Source organism: Microbulbifer halophilus, from assembly GCF_026183675.1.
Lineage (GTDB): Bacteria > Pseudomonadota > Gammaproteobacteria > Pseudomonadales > Cellvibrionaceae > Microbulbifer > Microbulbifer halophilus.
The window spans coordinates 37057-52632 of the sequence record NZ_JAPIVK010000019.1 but is presented as its reverse complement, the minus strand read 5'-3'; the positions used below and the strand labels follow the sequence as shown (position 1 = coordinate 52632).

The window sequence follows — 15576 nt, the reverse complement described above, 5'->3', positions numbered from 1 at the left end:
GCAGGGCCGCCTCAGTGCCTAATCCCAACGCAGCGGCCGCTTCAAGTCGACAAACTTCTTCAGCGCCCCGGCCACCGCATAGCCTTCCAGCCGGTGCTCGTAGGTGTCGGTTCCCTCGAACGCCATCCGATCCAGGCATCGATGTATCCAGGCATTCTCATCGGAGTGGTCTTTCCAGGTGCGCCGACCTTCCAGCACCAGCGGTATCATCTTCCACCATTTTTTACTCTGTCGTTTGAGCTCTTTCAGGGCGATCGCCAGCAGTGCTTCCTCGTCGGTAAAATCGGTACCCAACGGAAAGTGCGGCAGTAACTGCAGGCGCTTCTCTTCGTTGAAAGCGGCCGCAATCCGCTGCGGGGTGTTCTCGGTGAACTCCAGCGGAATGGCGTAATCCTTTTCCACCTTGCCCGCATTTTTGGCTTTCTCCAGCAATTCATCCTGGAAGCGCGAATCGCAGATACAGAGCATGGCGGTGATCACATCGCGATCGGTCTTGCCGCGCAGGTCGGCCACGCCGTACTCGGTGACGACGATATCCCGCAGGTGCCGGGGAATGGTGCAGTGGGGGTATTCCCAGACGATATTGCTCCGGGTTTCGCCGTTGCTGCGGCGGGTAGCGGGCACGGCGATGATCGAGCGGCCGCCCGGCAACTCGTGGGCCTGGGCAACGAAGTTGTACTGGCCCCCTACCCCACTCACCACCTGGCCGTCTTTCAGGCCGTCGGAAATCGCCGCGCCATTCAGGGTCACCATCATCGCCGAATTGACGAAGCGCGCCTTGCGGCGCTGGGCAATTTTCAGCGCGCGGTCCTCCTGCAGGTCGTTGATAAAATCGATGGCGGTCATATTGATGCCGGCGCGCTCACTCTCCGGCATTTGTCGCAACTCCTCGTACATGGAGGCGGGGCCCAGGTAGAAGCCTCCGTGAAGCCAGGTGGCGCCTTTCAGCGGTTGGTTCCGGCAGCGGCCCAGCAGGCGCCGGCGTCCGTGTTCGCTGTGCAGGTCGCACTCCTCCTCTTCGCCGTCGGGCGTCAGCAACCGGTGCCCGCGCCAACTGTAGCTGGGGTCCACGATGCCCATTTTCTGAAGGAAGGCGGTGTCGCTCTCTGTCAGCGGACAGCGGATGCGGCCGCAGTCCCGCAGTGCGAGCAGCGTATCCTCGTTGACAGTGGTGGAGATGACATCGTCGTTGAGCAGCCGCTGGATGGCCGTATCCGGATAGACTTCCCGCACCAGTATGCCGGCGCAACGCAGATGCAGGAAGCCCGGCGGCACCATCTCGCTGGCGCCGTACAGGCCGTGGCCGAATTTATCCAGCATCGGCGGCAGCTTCTGGCGCAGTTGCAGCGAGTCGTCGCCGGTCAGGTCCCGCACCATATGGCGGAATTCATCGTTGTTCGCCTGGCGCAGGCGCAGTACATGGCAGATGGCATCGCCGAGTGCGCCGATCCCCACCTGCAATGTGCCGCCATCGGCGATCAGGCTGGCGATGTGGAAAGCGATGCTGTAGTCGGTGAAATTGATGGGGGGCGAAGGCGCCGGAAACAGCGGTACATCGAAGGTCTCCCCCTCGAGCAGGAAATCGAATATGCCGGCATCCACCAGGGCGTCGTTGCCGAGAAACGGCAGCTGTGGATTGCTTTCGCCGATGACGACCAGCGGATAGTTTTCCATTTCCCGGGTCATGCGCAGCACCGGCAGTGTCAGGTCGGTGTTGCTACTGAGGCTGAACTGCCTGCCATCGGCGTCCGGCGAGACCATCTGTGCGATTACATTGACACCGCGATCGATCAGGTCCCGCGCCACATGGGTGTAGTTGGAGCAGACATAGTCCTGTTGCACCGCGGGATTGCCAAGAAAGCTGCCGGGCTGCAGGAAGAATTCACAAACCTCGATATTGTCCGGCAGCATTTTCTTGCGCCGCGCCGGTGTGTATCCGAGATCCTGGTATTCATTGTAGAGGCGGTCCAGCAGCGGCTGGATAAAACGTCGCTCTATCTCGCTGCGGCCCAGTGGTCGCTCCAGGGTCAATGCGGTAAAGATGGTGAGGGAGATGGACGGATCGGCGGCGGCGCGGGCATAGAGTGCATTGGCGAAGTGGTTGGCCTTGCCGATTCCCAGTGGCAACCCGAGCACGATGCGCTTGCCGACTTTTTCCAGCACGGCGTCCACACAGGCTTCGGCGCAGGAAAAGCGCTGCGGATCTCGCTCCGGCGTCTGTGCCATCTGCTGATATTCCCCGACTTGCGCTGAAACAGGTTACTTTCTGTTCCCGGCCAGCTCATCGAACTCGAAGTGGTCCACCTGGATCGCCATATCCACTGCGTCGGCCGCCTCGCCCAGCCTGTCGGCTTCCTCTTCGCTGATCAGTTTTTTCTCCAGCGCCTCGTCCACGGTCTTGCGGCTGAACATACGGATGCCACCGCGCTTCATCTTGTCCCGCGCCTCCTCGGTATCGCAGACCTTGCTGAAGGCCTGCTCCACCAGGTCGACGCCGTCGCCCGGGTTGCCGAGGAAAACGCCCCTGGTCAGGCGGTCGCGGGTGTCCGACGGTGTCATCAGCAGGTCGGCGCAGGCTCTCGACTGGCGGTCGGAGGCGGTGTGGATACTGTGTCCCCAGGGCATGGTGAAGAAATGCAGCAGTTGGCCGACGAAACGGATGGGGAAGTTCTGGAACACCTCCAGCAGGCTGACTTCGATATTGTGCAGGCCGGCACGCATGGCGAACTCAAGCAGAGGTCGGTCCTCCTTCGGGCTGCCGTCGTCCTTGAATCGTTTCAGGGTACAACTGAGCAGGTAGAGCTCGCTGAGCACGTCGCCCAGGCGCGCGGAGATCATCTCCTTGCGTTTCAGTTCCCCCCCCAGTGTCAACAGCGCTACCTCGGTGGTGAGGGTGAGGATGGCTGAGTAACGGTTGAGCTGGCGGTAGTATTTGGCCGCCTTGCCCACGCCGCGCGGACTGCTGGCAAAGAGCCCCACGGTCCAGCCGTGAAAGACGCCGCGCAGGAACGTCTTGATCTGAAACCAGATATGTTTCGGCAGCAGCTTGTCCAGCGTATCCACCCCGGCTTCTTCATCATCGTTTTCCGCCGCCATCATCTCGTCGAGCAGATAGGGGTGGCAGCGAATGGCGCCCTGGCCAAAGATCATCAAGCTGCGAGTCAGGATATTGGCGCCCTCGACGGTAATGGCCACCGGTACCGCGCGGTAGACATTGCCCAGGTAGTTGAGCGGCCCGTCGATTACCGCCTTGCCGGCGTGAATGTCCATGGCATCATTGACCGCCTGGCGCAGGCCATTGGTGGCGTGGGCCTTCATGATGGCGGATATCACCGCCGGTTTGAGCCCCTCGTCCAGGGCGCGGGTGGTGGCCTTGTGGGCGCTGTCGAGGACATAGGCGATACCGGCGATTTCCGCCAGGCGCCGCTGCACGCCCTCGAATTTTCCGATGGGAATACTGAACTGCTCGCGAATGCGGGCGTAGGCCCCGGTGGTGCGCGCTGCCATCTTGGCGCCGCCGGTGGACAGCGACGGCAGTGAAATACCGCGACCCGCCGCCAGCGCGCTCATCAGCATATGCCAACCCCGGCCGACATTCTCCCGGCCACCGATGACCCACTCCATGGGCACGAACACGTCCTTGCCCCAGTTGGGGCCGTTCATGAATGCCTGCAGCGCCGCCAGGTGCCGCTGGCCGATGGTGACACCCTCTGTATCGGTGGGCACCAGGGCGACGGTGATGCCGAGCTCCTCTTCGTCGCCGAGAATACGGTCCGGATCGTAAAGCTTGAAGGCGAGGCCGAGGATGGTGGCCACCGGCCCCAGGGTGATATATCGCTTGTGCCAGTTGACGCGCATACCGAGGGTTTTCTCACCCTTGTATTCGCCGTAGCAGACCACGCCCCTGTCCACCATGGAAGCGGCGTCGGAGCCGGCCTCGGGGCTGGTGAGGCCGAAACAGGGGATCTCGCTACCATCCGCCAGGCGCGGCAGGTAGTAGTCCTTCTGCTCTTCGGTACCGTGGGCCATCAGCAGTTCACCCGGGCCCAGGGAGTTGGGCACCATCACGGTTACGCCGACAGTGGTGCTGCGGGTGGAGATCTTGGTGACGATCTCCGCGTGTGCCGTGGGAGAGAAACCCAGGCCGCCGTATTCTTTCGGGATGATGATGCCGAAGAAGCGCTCTTTCTTGATGAAGTCCCAGACTTCCTCCGGCAGATCGTGGGTCTCGAAACTGATCTTCCAGTCGTCCACCATACGGCAGAGTTCCTCCACCGGACCATCCAGGAAAGCCTGTTCCTCGTCCGTCAGCTTGGGCGGCCCCATACTGAGCAGCTGCTCCCAGTCCGGCTTGCCGGACAGCAACTGGGCATCCCACCAGACTTCACCGGCCTCCATGGCCTCGCGCTCGGTATCGGAAATTGGCGGCAGTACCTTTCTGATCAGATTCAACAGCGGGCGGGTGATCCACTTCTTGCGCAGGTCGCTCATTCTTACCTTCCAAACAGGATAGTGTCGCGGCGCGTAGTACTACACGCCAGCGGCTCGAAACGGCTATCAGCATCCAATCATAGGCGAGGATTTCAGTCGAGTGCCAGCGCCCCGATACCGGCAAAGGTAATCAGCGCCACAATCATCCCGCGTATGGGAAACACTCGTCGAGGACATATACCAATGAGGCCGCCAAAATGCGCTGAACACACAGATCTCGGCGCGATCATCGCTGCCCCTGGCGACATATCCGGGTTAGTCGTTGACGGCGGTGATCCTGACTGTCTGCTGCTTGCATGTCTCGTCGCTGCAGATGCCACCGAACCAGATTTCTCCATCGCCAATCATCACGCCCTGCCAGTTGGCAAACAGGTTCGGGTAGGTCTGACTGGAAACGGCTTTCCTGACCTTGGACGTGAAGACCTTGTCGTAGTCCTCCACGAAATGGGCCGCATCCCTGATGGTAACCGCCCTGTCATCAATCCGGGCCTTAAAGGGATAGTCAACCATGGCAGCGACGGCCTTCTTGTCGTTTTCAGCAACAGCCTTCTTCAGTTTTTCAAAGAATGCATGATACGGCGCATGATCACCGAACAGATCATCCAGGGTTGCGTTCATTTCTTCAGTCGATTGAGCTTGCGCGGCCGCAATCCCCGACAGGCCGATGCACAGAGCTGCGAGAAAGGTCCGGTTTAGCTTGAACATGTTGCTGACTTCCCGATAGTTGATCGTGAGTTTCCACCGCCTCAGGCCAGTGCCAGTGCCCCGACACCGGCAAAAATGATCAACGCGGCAATTACCCTGCGTACGGAAAAGCGCTCGTTGAGGACGTACACGGAGATAACCGAGGCAAACAGAATACTGGTTTCGCGCGTCGCCGCCACCGCCGCTACCGGCATCACCGATGTAGCCCAGAGTGCCACCCCGAAACCACTGCTCGCGAGTATCCCGGAGGCCGAGCTGCGCAACAGGTTGGTGCGGGCAAAGGTGAAACCGCGCACCGGCTGGGTAAGCAGCACCGCCAGCAGGATCCCCAGGCCGGACAGAATCTCGAGCCAGGCGACAAAGCTCAGCGGATTGCCGACGGCACGTACACCAGCGGCCCCCAGGGTAGTATAACCGGTAATTGCGACACCGGTGCCGAGGGACAACAGGATACCGCTGTGGGACACCCGCAACTCCTTCATGACCAACGCAAATATTCCGCAGGTCACCAGCAACACTCCGGTCAGCTGTAGTGGGCGCAGGGATTCGTCGAGGAAGAGCAGCGCGGCAGTGGCCACCAGCAGTGGGGTAACACCGCGCGCAATGGGATAGGCCGTGCCGTAGTCGAGCGCACGGTAGCTGCGGGACAACAGGAAAAAGTAGAGATACTGGAAAAGCGCGCCGCCCGCCAGGTAGCCCAGCGCCGCAGGATCCGGCAATGGCAATTGAACGGCCAGCAGTGTGCCCAGCAGAAGGCCGACGCTGCGAATCATGGCCAGCTGCAGGAAGCCCTCTGCACTATGCTTGACCACCGCATTCCATGTAGCGTGGGCGAGGGCCGAAAGCAGGACCAGCCCGTATACGAGTGATTCCGATACTACCAACTTGAACTCATTAACCTGTTCCGGCGCCGCTTCGCGGCCCGCCGAAGTCAGATCAGGGGCCGGGGCGAGACGATCGCGCCGTTGTTGTCTGCGTAGAGGTATTCGCCAGGCCTGAATGTGACTCCGCCAAAGGTGACGGCGATTTCGCGTTCGCCGATTCCTTTCTTGTCGGTTTTCATCGGGTGGCTGCCCAGGGCCTGTACTCCTAACTGTAGCTCATAAATCTGGTCCACATCGCGAATGCAGCCGTACATCAGGATGCCTTCCCAGCCGTTGGCACAGGCTTTCTCAGCCAACTGGTCTCCCAGGCAGGCCCGCCGCATGGAAGCGCCGGCATCCACCACCAGCACCTTGCCACTGCCCCGCTCTGCCACCAGCTCGCGGACAAGGGAGTTGTCCTCAAAGCATTTGATCGTCACGATCTGTCCGCCAAACGCTTCGCGTCCGCCGTAGTTCACGAACATCGGCTCGACAACCTGCACAAGATCGGTGTACTCGTCGCAGAGATCCGGAGTGGAAATCGACATGGTTCCCCCAAAGCGATTGATGAATTGCTGTGGGCGATGATAGTGGTTGGCGGGGGCATTTGCAGCACATGGGGGAAATACCGGGTATTATCTCGATGGATATGCTGCGGCAGGGTCAGGGGCAGTCCCTTGCCGGCAGATTCCTACCAGGTAACACGCACCGGGGTACCCACGCGCACATGGCGGAAAAACTTCTGTGCCATATGCGGCGGCATGCGCACACAGCCGTGGGATGCGGGATAATCGGGCACATGGCCGGATGCGTGCAGGCCGATACCGCCGTTGAAACGGATATAGTTGTGCATCTTGGCCCCGCGATAGTAGGTTCCCGGCGGACGGCGGTGCTTGCGCGTGTTGACATTGGCTTTCACCACACGGCCGGTACGCCGGTCTACAAAGCTGCCGTAAATCGACGAGCGATGACGGGGATGCTTCGACAACACGCGAAAATGGCCGGGGCTGGTGCTGAATCCCTTCTTGCCGGACGAAACTTTGGAAATACCGACAATCTTGTTGCCCTTGTAAAAATAGGCGCGCTGTTCGTTCAGCGAAATTTTTATCTTGGCCGGCCCCGAAGAGCTCGCCGCGGCGCGATCATCAAACCAGTTGACACCGCGGGAATGCGCCCAGCTCGACGGTACTGCCAGGAATGTGCAGAGGAACAGTATCAGACTGGCATAGAGTATCGGATTCCAGTTTCGTCTGTTTGCATACATGGTGCACCTCACTCACTTGGTCTCGATATTGCCGACTACACAGTTCGGCTCTGTGCGTCCTTAATCTCGTCTCCTTCGAATCACAAGTCGTGCCCGATTCCGTTCGGGTAATGTATGCAACACTGTTTTCCAACCGAGCATTGCTTTAGGACTATTCGGATTTTATTGAGGGCGCTGCGATTGGTTAGATTGAATCATTCTCTACGCCAGCGGTGTTATCGGAGTGGGGATTGAACATAGGGTGATGCGGCCGGAACGACCAGGGAAATGGCAGGAAAAAATTGACCAAAATCGGTTTACCGACGAAACAACAGACCAGGAAATCGCCGGTTTTTAGCGGGGAGAAACGGGATTGAAAAAGCGGCCTCGAGGGCCGCTTTAAAGGAGTAAATCAGGCTTCTTCATTGGCGAGGAACAGCCATGTATCCACTGCCGTATCCGGGTTCAGTGAAACACTGTCTATTCCTTCGTCCATCAGCCAGCGGGCAAAGTCCTTGTGGTCCGACGGCCCCTGGCCGCAGATGCCCACATACTTGCCGGCTTTCTTGCAGGCCCGGATGGCTTGAGACAGCAAGGCCTTGACGGCCGGGTTGCGCTCGTCGAAGAGGTCCGCCACCAGGCCGGAATCCCGATCCAGGCCCAGGGTCAGCTGGGTCAGGTCGTTGGAGCCGATGGAGAAACCGTCGAAGTGCTGCAGGAATTCCTCCGCCAGCAGCGCGTTGGACGGCAGCTCGCACATCATGATCACTTTCAGGCCACCCTCGCCGCGCACCAGCCCGTTGTCGGCCAGCAACCCGACCACATCCTCGGCCTCCTCCGGAGTGCGCACGAAGGGCACCATGATCTCGACATTGTCGAGGCCCATTTCGTCGCGCACTTTCTTCAGTGCGCGACACTCCAGCGCGAAACACTCGCGAAAGTCGGCGGAGCGATACCGGGACGCACCGCGGAAACCGAGCATCGGATTCTCTTCACTGGGTTCGTACAGATGGCCGCCCACCAGGTGCGCATACTCGTTCGATTTGAAATCCGAGAGTCGCACGATCACGCGATTGGGCGCGAAAGCGGCGGCCAGGGTGGAGATGCCCTCCACCAGTTTCTCGACGATGAAGTCTTCCGGCGATGCGTAACCGCCGATGCGCTCGCGGATATTCTGCTGCAGGTCATCCGGCAGCTTCTCCAGTTCCAGCAACGCCTTGGGGTGAATGCCGATCATCCGGTTGAGAATAAATTCCAGCCGCGCCAGGCCGACACCCTGGTTGGGGATATGACTGAAGGCGAAGGCGCGGTCCGGGTTGCCGACGTTCAGCATGATCTTGAACGGCAGTTCCGGCATATCGCTGACTTCCGTTTCCTCGCGCTCGAAATTGAGCTCGCCGGCCATCACGGAACCGGTATCCCCCTCGGAGCAGGACACGGTCACCGGGGTGCCGCTGTGCAGCAGCTCGGTGGCATTGCCACAGCCCACCACCGCCGGGATCCCCAGCTCGCGGGCGATGATGGCCGCGTGGCAGGTACGGCCGCCGCGGTTGGTGACGATGGCACTGGCCTTCTTCAGCACCGGCTCCCAGTCCGGGTCGGTCATGTCGGTTACCAGCACCTCGCCGTCCTGCATCGCCGCCATGTCGTCGACGGATTCGAGTACGCGCACCTTGCCGGCGCCGATGCGCTGGCCGATGGCACGGCCCTCGCAGAGCACCTCGCCACGCTCGTGCAGGTGGAAGCGCTCGATACTGGTACCGGCATCGCGGGAGCGCACCGTCTCCGGACGCGCCTGGACAATAAACAGCTCGCCGGTATCGCCGTCTTTGGCCCACTCGATATCCATCGGCCGGCCGTAGTGTTCCTCGATCTTGCAGGCCTGGATGGCCAGGTTGGCCAGCTCCTCGTCGTTCAGGGCAAAACCCAGGCGGTCCTCGTCCGGTACCGGCACCGTCTTGACCGAGCGGCCACAGTCACCGCTCTCGTCGTAGACCATCTTGATCGCCTTGCTGCCGCGGTTGCGGCGCAGGATCGCCGGGCGACCGGCATTCAGGGCCGGTTTGTAAAGATAGAATTCGTCCGGGTTGACCGCCCCCTGCACCACGGTTTCACCGAGGCCGAAGGCGGCGGTAACGAAGATGGCGTCGCGGAAGCCACTCTCGGTATCCAGGGTGAACATGACCCCCGCGGCACCGGTCTCGCTGCGCACCATGTGCTGAATGCCCGCGGACAGTGCCACACCGGCGTTGGCGTAGCCCGTGTGCACGCGGTAGGCGATGGCGCGGTCGTTGTACAGGGAGGCAAACACCTCTTTCACTGACTGCAGCACGGCGTCGATACCGCGAATATTCAGGAAGGTCTCCTGCTGGCCAGCGAAGGAGGCATCCGGCAGGTCTTCCGCAGTGGCCGATGAGCGCACCGCCACGGCGATATCGCCGCCGCCCAGGGCCTCATAGCCATCGCGGATCTCCTGTTCCAGCTGCGGCGGGAAAGGGGTGTCCATGATCCAGCCGCGGATTTCTTTGCCGGCCTCGGCAAGCGCGATCACATCGTCGATATCGAGTTCCAGCAGGCGTTCGGCGATGCGCTGTTCCAGTTGCTCGTGGGCAAGGAAAGCGCGGAAGGCCTCGGCGGTGGTGGCGAAACCACCGGGTACACTGACGCCGGCACCAGCCAGCGACGAGATCATCTCGCCCAGTGATGCGTTCTTGCCGCCGACCTTGTCGACATCCCCCATGCCCAGTTGCGCGAATTCGATGGTGAAGTTCGTCAAGAGTAGGCCCTCAGCTCGCAGGTGTGTGTGGCGGTGGATTATAACGATGGGTTTTGTAAAAAATAGCCCGGGAAAATCGCCAAATATGTTGTAAATTTTCTACAAGATACAGGGGCAGACCCCGCCGGCAAAACCGCTTAGCATGTAGCACCCGAACAAGGCACGGACAGATCATGGCCAGAGACAAACGCACCGCATTCTTCATTTCCGACGGCACCGGCCTCACGGTGGAGGCGATCGGGCACAGCCTGCTGGCACAGTTTCGCAGCGAGCATGTGGAGCAGGTGACTCTGCCCTATGTGGATTCCGCGGATAGGGTCCAGCAGGTCCTGCGGCGTATCGAAAAGGCGGCAGAGGAATCCGGGCTGCAGCCGGTCATCATCACCAGTATCGTCTCCGACGAGATTCGCCGGCAACTGCACCAGAGTTCAGCGCTGATGCTGGATGTCTTCGAGAGTTACCTGACGCCGCTGGCGAACCTGTTCGGTACCGACCCGGCGCAGACCGTCAACGTTTCCCACGGTATTGCCGACAACCGCCGCTACAGTGAGCGCATCGAGGCCGTCCACTACGCGATGGACAACGATGACGGCCGCCGCGTGCGCGAGTTCGAGCGTGCCGACGTCATCCTCGTGGGCGTTTCCCGCTCCGGCAAGACGCCCACCTGCCTCTACCTGGCGCTGCAGTTTGGTCTTCGCGCGGCCAACTACCCGATCACCGAAGAGGATATGGACAACACTGCCCTGCCGAAAATACTCCGCCCCTTTCGCGAAAAGCTGTTCGGCCTCACAATCGACCCGAAGCGCCTGATGAGCATTCGCCAGGAGCGTCGCGCCAACAGCCGCTACGCTTCCAGGGAGCAGTGCGAATTCGAGGTGCGCCAGGTGGAGCAGATGCTGCGGCGGGCACAGATACCCTCCCTCGATGCCACGGAGCTGTCCGTGGAGGAGCTGGCGACGCGGTTGATGTCCCAGTCCGGTATAGAGCGCCGGGTAGAGTGAGCGGTATCTGGTCAGTCGTGAAAGGATATCTTTTCTTGTGTTCCCGATCGGTGTAGGGTTCGCCATCCTTTGTTGTCGGGTCCGGTATCCAGCCTTCTGATATGCAAATCGTCTCCCTGCCCTATTCGATCAATACACCGGTGGCTTTCCAGGCGATCGCCGACCTGCCGGCCCCCGTCTGGCTGGACAGCGGCCAGCCGCTGGCGCCCGGCGGGCGTTTCGATATCATCAGTGCCGACCCCATCGAGACACTGCGCCTGGAAGCGGGCAGTAGCGATCCCTTCACGCAACTGGATGACCTGATGTGCGAGCTGTGCCCACAGGATAGCGATGCGCAACTGCCCTTCTGTGGCGGCGCCATCGGCTACGCCGGTTACGAACTGGGTGCGGCGGGCAATTTCCTCGCGCCGGATACCCGGCCTACCGGCCTGCCGGCCGGCTTCTTCGGCCTGTACAGCTGGGCACTGATTGTCGATCACCAGTTGCGCGCCAGCCACCTGGTCTTCCACCCGGCCTGCACGCGGACCCAGAAAAACGACCTGGTGGCCCGCTTTACCGCCGTGCGCTGGCAGACCGAAGCGCGACGGGGCGATTTTTCCCTGGGAGATTACTTTACCCACGAGTTCAGCCACGGCGACTACCGGGCGGCCATCGAGAAGGTGCTCGACTATATCCGCGCCGGCGATATCTACCAGGCCAATTTCACCCAGCGCTTTGCCGCGCCCTTCGACGGGGACACCTTCACCGCCTACCTGGCCCTGCGCGAGCGCGCCGCGGGTCCCTTCTCGTCCTATATGCGCCTGCCGGAGGGAGACCTGCTGAGCCTTTCGCCGGAGCGGTTCATCGGCGCAGACGGCGGCAGCCTGCGCACCGAGCCGATCAAGGGCACGGCACCGCGCTCCGACGACCCGGAGCGGGACGCCCGCGCCGCGGCGGCGCTGCGGGCGAGCGCCAAGGACCGGGCCGAAAACCTGATGATCGTCGACCTGCTGCGCAACGATTTCGGCAAACTCTGCCGCCGCGGCAGCGTGCGGGTGCCACAGCTTTTCGAGCTGGCCAGCTTCGCCAATGTGCACCACCTGGTGAGCACCGTCACCGGCGAACTGCCGGGGGAATACGCTTTTGCCGACCTGCTGGCGGCCTGCTTCCCCGGCGGCTCCATCACCGGCGCGCCCAAGCGACGGGCGATGGAGATCATCCGCGAACAGGAGCGCAGCCCGCGCGGCGTCTACTGCGGCAGCATCGGCTATATCAGCAGCTGCGGCCGCGCCGACACCAGTATCGCCATCCGCACCCTGACCGCCGCCGGCGGCCGCATGACCTGCGCCGCCGGCGGCGGCATAGTGGCGGATTCCAACCCGGCGGCGGAGCACGAAGAGTGCCTGAACAAGGTGCGTTTGCTGATGGAGACCGTGGAAGAGTTCCTCGTCTGAGCCGAACCAAGCGGCGCCCGATGTTGGACTTCGCAAAGCTCGGTCCAATCTACACACTGACCGAGTCCCCAGTCCCAGGTTATAGACCTATCCCCCATTGATATTTCAAAGTTATTAGCCACTCTGCTAACTTCTGCGCCATTCACCCGCATTGCGGGCATTGGAAACTTTTCTGTTAAGGATGTCAGAGTGAAGATTACGCTGGTAAAGAAAGTGCTCGAAGACGGTTCCCCCTGCGCCAAATGCGGGGACGTACAGGAAAAGCTGGATCAGAAGGACCAGATGCGCTTTATCGACGAGACGGTGATTGCCGACGTCCGCGATGAAAACAGCCGCGGCATGGAACTGGCGCGCGAGCACAAGGTCGACCGCGCGCCCTTTTTTATCGTAGAGAGGGAAGGCGGGGAAGCGGAAATCTACACGGTGTACTTCAAGTTTGCCAAGGAAGTACTCGGGCCAATGGAAAAATAACAAAGACTGGATATCAAATGACGGCCCTTGGACATTTTTCAATATTGGTTTTTTGAATCAGTAGACGGGCAATTCCATCCCCGCGAAGAGCTCATCCACTTCCGCCCGCGAGGCCGCATGTGCGGCCTGGTCCACCAGTTCCCGAGACAGGTGCGGGGCGAACTGCTGGATAAATTCGTACATGAAGCCACGCAGGAATATCCCTTTGCGGAAGCCGATCTTGGTGATGCTCGACTCGAACAGTCCGCTCGCATCCAGGGCCACCAGATCGTCGTCCTCCTCGTCCACCGCCATATCGGCGACGATACCGATACCCAGCCCCAGCCGCACATAGGTCTTGATCACGTCCGCATCCGCCGCGGTGAATACCACTTTCGGTGAAAGTCCGCGCTCCAGGAAGGCCTCGTCCAGCTTGGAACGGCCGGTGAAGCCGAATACATAAGTGACGATCGGGTGTTTGGCCACCTCTTCCAGACTCAGCTTGTCAAGCTGGCACAGCGGGTGGTCCCTGGGCACCAGGATACAGCGATCCCAACGGTAGACCGGCATCATCACCAGATCGCTGAACAGCTCCAGCGCCTCGGTGGCGATGGCGAAATCGGCGGTGCCGTCGGCGGCCATTTCGGAGATCTGCATCGGCGTTCCCTGGTGCATATGCAGGGATACTTCCGGGTAGCGGCCGATAAAGGACTTGATCACCGGCGGCAGCGCATAGCGCGCCTGGGTGTGGGTGGTGGCGATGGAGAGGCTGCCCTTCTTGTCGTTGCTAAACTCCTGGGCCACCTGCTTGATGTTCTCCACCTTGCGCATGATCTCGCCGGCGGTTTTCAGGATGGCTTCGCCGGCCGGCGTCACGCGGGTCAGGTGCTTGCCGCTGCGTGCGAAGATTTCTACGCCAAGCTCATCCTCCAGCAGGCGGATCTGTTTGCTGATACCGGGCTGGGATGTGAAGAGGCTCTGTGCTGTCGCAGAAACATTGAGTTCGTGATGAGCCACTTCCCAGATATAGCGCAACTGCTGCAGCTTCATAGAATCTCCCTGACGTTGCATGCCGCACAGTCGCAGTGACGACTGTGACTCCCCGATTGTTATAAAAACTGTCTAAGTTTATGCGAGAAAAGAATAGCAGTCATTCGTCGATGGAGCCAACAGCTGAAACGTCTTTTCTGTCTACTGACGCCAACTGACAGTAATGTCTCCTAGTCTGGCGGCGATTTCACAAAAGGAGACTCCAATGGACGATACAACGATGGAAGGTGGCAATCCCTCGATCATGAGCCATGTCTCGATCGGCACCAACCGGTTTGCCGAGGCCACGGCCTTCTACGACAGCGCTCTTGCAGTACTGGGGGCGCGCCGGGTTCTGGATTTACCCACGGTGGTTGCCTACGGCCGGGCGTTTCCGGAATTCTGGGTACATCCGCCCCATAACGGTGAAGAAGCGAGTGTCGGCAACGGTACCCACTTCGCCTTTCTGGCGGATTCGCAGAAGCAGGTGGATGCCTTTTATTCAGCCGCCCTGGCGGCCGGCGCCACACCGGAAGGGGAGCCGGGACCGCGCCCCGCGTACGGCGAAGCCTATTACGGCTGTTTTGTCCGCGATCCCGACGGCCACAAGGTCGAGGCCATGCACTGAGATGAAGCGCCGGCTGAACACGCCTGAGTGACTGTCGCGCCGGGCGTCGCTCCGGTAAGGTCTATCCGGAAGAGAGTCCGCATTCATGAACAAATCCGAACGACTGCTACAGCTGCTGAATCTGCTGCGTGTGCGCCGCACTGCGGTTACGGCCGCTGCGCTGGCGGAACGACTCGGCGTTTCCGAGCGCACCCTCTATCGGGATGTGCAATCCCTGGTGTTATCGGGCATTCCCATCGAGGGGGAAGCCGGAGTCGGCTATCGACTGCGCAAAGGCTCGTTTATCCCGCCGCTGATGTTCAGTGAAAGCGAGATTGAGGCGCTGCTGCTGGGTGTGCGCATGGTGCAGGGCTGGGGCGACGAGGATATCGGCGCGGCCGCGGATTCGGCACTGCAGAAGATCCGCTCGGTACTGCCGGAGCGGATATTGCAGCAGCAGGACCTGCAGCGCTCGACGTTCCTGGTACCCGGCAACAAGCGCCGCGAGAAATCGCGTTTCGGTGGCAGCATCCGGCGGGCGATCAAGAACCGGGAAGCGATCTGGCTGGACTACCGCGATGAACAGGGCAACCCCACCCAGCGCCGCGGCAAGCCCCTGGCCCTGATCTACTGGGGCGGCGCCTGGACGCTACTGGCCTGGTGCCTGCTGCGAGACGACCACCGCCTGTTCCGTCTCGACAGGATTCAGGACCTGGAACTTACCGGGGAGCCTTTCCGGATCGAGCCGCACCAGACACTGGAGACCTATATCCGCCAGTACGATCCGGAATTTGTCGACCGGGCCTTTCCGTAGGGGCAAACCTTGTGTTCGGCTCGGTCTTCTCAGATCTGGGGCACATCGTTCTGAGCCTATTAGCCAGTTCAGTGGCGGCGCTGCTACCAGTAGCAGGGCCGCCACGGAACCGGCTTATTGGGGCGGTCTCACCAAGGGCGAGCACAAGGTTCGCCCTTATATTG

The 15576-nt window shown here is 60.9% G+C and carries 13 protein-coding genes; 5 read left to right on the top strand and 8 right to left on the bottom strand.

All coding sequences use genetic code 11. The annotated features are described in order from the left end of the window. Nucleotides 1-18: 18 nt before the first annotated feature. From OQE62_RS11540 to ppsA, 7 genes are all read right to left on the bottom strand, one after another. Nucleotides 19-2226, bottom strand: coding sequence for an acetyl-CoA hydrolase/transferase C-terminal domain-containing protein (locus OQE62_RS11540; RefSeq protein WP_265722191.1), 2208 nt, complete (start codon nt 2224-2226; stop codon nt 19-21). A gap of 33 nt (nt 2227-2259) precedes the next feature. Beyond that, entirely contained in the window at nt 2260-4491 is a 2232-nt protein-coding gene (locus tag OQE62_RS11535) for an acyl-CoA dehydrogenase (RefSeq protein ID WP_265722190.1), read from the bottom strand. Nucleotides 4492-4746: 255 nt separating this feature from the next. After that, nucleotides 4747-5196: a hypothetical protein gene (locus tag OQE62_RS11530; RefSeq protein ID WP_265722189.1), complete on the bottom strand. Its 450-nt coding sequence runs from the start codon at nt 5194-5196 to the stop codon at nt 4747-4749. Nucleotides 5197-5237: 41 nt separating this feature from the next. Next, complete coding sequence (locus tag OQE62_RS11525; protein WP_377535553.1) at nt 5238-6080, bottom strand: EamA family transporter; 843 nt, start codon at nt 6078-6080, stop codon at nt 5238-5240. Between the two features lie 47 nt (nt 6081-6127). After that, the gene (rraA, locus tag OQE62_RS11520; RefSeq protein ID WP_265722187.1) at nt 6128-6607 is read right to left on the bottom strand and encodes a ribonuclease E activity regulator RraA; all 480 of its coding nucleotides are present in this window, start codon (nt 6605-6607) and stop codon (nt 6128-6130) included. A gap of 143 nt (nt 6608-6750) precedes the next feature. Then, on the bottom strand, nt 6751-7323 hold the full coding sequence (locus OQE62_RS11515; RefSeq protein WP_265722186.1) for a L,D-transpeptidase family protein: 573 nt from the start codon (nt 7321-7323) through the stop codon (nt 6751-6753). A gap of 391 nt (nt 7324-7714) precedes the next feature. Further along, the gene (ppsA, locus tag OQE62_RS11510) at nt 7715-10078 is read right to left on the bottom strand and encodes a phosphoenolpyruvate synthase (RefSeq protein ID WP_265722185.1); all 2364 of its coding nucleotides are present in this window, start codon (nt 10076-10078) and stop codon (nt 7715-7717) included. A 173-nt stretch (nt 10079-10251) separates the two neighbouring features. On the opposite strand from ppsA, the gene ppsR reads away from it, so the two are divergent. The 3 genes from ppsR to OQE62_RS11495 all read left to right on the top strand — a co-directional run bounded on the left by ppsR (nt 10252) and on the right by OQE62_RS11495 (nt 12983). Beyond that, nucleotides 10252-11079, top strand: coding sequence for a posphoenolpyruvate synthetase regulatory kinase/phosphorylase PpsR (ppsR, locus tag OQE62_RS11505; protein ID WP_265722184.1), 828 nt, complete (start codon nt 10252-10254; stop codon nt 11077-11079). Nucleotides 11080-11180: 101 nt separating this feature from the next. Further along, nucleotides 11181-12512 (top strand): aminodeoxychorismate synthase component I, encoded by a 1332-nt coding sequence (gene pabB, locus OQE62_RS11500; RefSeq protein ID WP_265722183.1) that lies wholly within the window; start codon nt 11181-11183, stop codon nt 12510-12512. A 189-nt stretch (nt 12513-12701) separates the two neighbouring features. Beyond that, nucleotides 12702-12983 (top strand): hypothetical protein, encoded by a 282-nt coding sequence (locus OQE62_RS11495; RefSeq protein ID WP_265722182.1) that lies wholly within the window; start codon nt 12702-12704, stop codon nt 12981-12983. A 57-nt stretch (nt 12984-13040) separates the two neighbouring features. On the opposite strand, the gene cysB is transcribed toward OQE62_RS11495, so the two are convergent. After that, nucleotides 13041-14012, bottom strand: a complete 972-nt coding sequence (cysB, locus tag OQE62_RS11490; protein WP_265722181.1) for an HTH-type transcriptional regulator CysB — start codon at nt 14010-14012, stop codon at nt 13041-13043. A gap of 205 nt (nt 14013-14217) precedes the next feature. On the opposite strand from cysB, the gene OQE62_RS11485 reads away from it, so the two are divergent. Together OQE62_RS11485 and OQE62_RS11480 are read left to right on the top strand one after the other, a co-directional pair. Then, the gene (locus OQE62_RS11485; RefSeq protein WP_265722180.1) at nt 14218-14619 is read left to right on the top strand and encodes a VOC family protein; all 402 of its coding nucleotides are present in this window, start codon (nt 14218-14220) and stop codon (nt 14617-14619) included. Nucleotides 14620-14704: 85 nt separating this feature from the next. Continuing rightward, nucleotides 14705-15412 carry a helix-turn-helix transcriptional regulator gene (locus tag OQE62_RS11480; protein ID WP_265722179.1) on the top strand — a complete coding sequence of 236 codons (708 nt, stop codon included), beginning with the start codon at nt 14705-14707 and terminating at the stop codon, nt 15410-15412. Nucleotides 15413-15576 lie beyond the last annotated feature (164 nt).

Bases quoted from the DNA above. Each gene is read 5' to 3' on its own strand.
- OQE62_RS11540 (WP_265722191.1), bottom strand. From the start codon at position 2,226: ATGGCACAGACGCCGGAGCGAGATCCGCAGCGCTTTTCCTGCGCCGAA.
- OQE62_RS11535 (WP_265722190.1), bottom strand. From the start codon at position 4,491: ATGAGCGACCTGCGCAAGAAGTGGATCACCCGCCCGCTGTTGAATCTG.
- OQE62_RS11530 (WP_265722189.1), bottom strand. From the start codon at position 5,196: ATGTTCAAGCTAAACCGGACCTTTCTCGCAGCTCTGTGCATCGGCCTG.
- rraA (WP_265722187.1), bottom strand. From the start codon at position 6,607: ATGTCGATTTCCACTCCGGATCTCTGCGACGAGTACACCGATCTTGTG.
- OQE62_RS11515 (WP_265722186.1), bottom strand. From the start codon at position 7,323: ATGTATGCAAACAGACGAAACTGGAATCCGATACTCTATGCCAGTCTG.
- ppsR (WP_265722184.1), top strand. From the start codon at position 10,252: ATGGCCAGAGACAAACGCACCGCATTCTTCATTTCCGACGGCACCGGC.
- pabB (WP_265722183.1), top strand. From the start codon at position 11,181: ATGCAAATCGTCTCCCTGCCCTATTCGATCAATACACCGGTGGCTTTC.
- cysB (WP_265722181.1), bottom strand. From the start codon at position 14,012: ATGAAGCTGCAGCAGTTGCGCTATATCTGGGAAGTGGCTCATCACGAA.
- OQE62_RS11485 (WP_265722180.1), top strand. From the start codon at position 14,218: ATGGACGATACAACGATGGAAGGTGGCAATCCCTCGATCATGAGCCAT.
- OQE62_RS11480 (WP_265722179.1), top strand. From the start codon at position 14,705: ATGAACAAATCCGAACGACTGCTACAGCTGCTGAATCTGCTGCGTGTG.